We start from the raw sequence: 605 nt of genomic DNA on the forward strand, positions 1-605 counted from the left end.
GGCTCGTCCACGTCGCCCAGCATCTGGGTGAAGAAGGCTTCATGCTCTGCCTGGCTTACGCCGAGGCGCGCCTGGGCGACGTAGTTCCGGAAGGGAACGGGTTGCTGGAGTTCCGAATGCTTGCCTTGCTGGATCAACGAGATCTCTTCAATTAAAAAGTCCAGCGTCGTGTGGTCCAGCACCATGTGGTGGCTGGGCAACTGCAGCAACCAGCGTCCCTGCACCGGTTCATAGGCCGCGACGGCGCGGATCATCGGCGCCTGTTGCACGTCGATGCGGTAGTGCGCCGGATCGACATGGGCATTCATCTGTTCAGCCGCCTTGGAAGGCTCGACGTCAAGCCACTGCAGCTTCAGCTCGGCATGGCGATGCACCACCTGCACCGGCTCTTTCAAGCCTTCCCACAGCACAGCGGTGCGCAGGATGTCGTGACGGGCGATGACCTGATTGAAGCTGCCGATGAATCGCTCCAGCCGCTCCTTGCTGTCGAAGCTCAGTGAATGCGAGGTGATGTATGCATCGCCTTCGGTCTGCAGCAGGTGATGGAACAGCATGCCCTCTTGCAATGGGGCCAGCGGATAGATGTCCTGGATGTTCGAGGCGCC

The 605-nt window shown here is 60.5% G+C and carries 1 protein-coding gene; it reads right to left on the reverse strand.

The genetic code is table 11. The features are described from left to right. A partial coding sequence (locus AB6807_RS39395; protein ID WP_371088816.1) for a condensation domain-containing protein occupies window positions 1-605 on the reverse strand: 605 nt, incomplete at both ends.

This window comes from Variovorax sp. RCC_210 (assembly GCF_041355175.1).
GTDB lineage: Bacteria > Pseudomonadota > Gammaproteobacteria > Burkholderiales > Burkholderiaceae_C > Variovorax.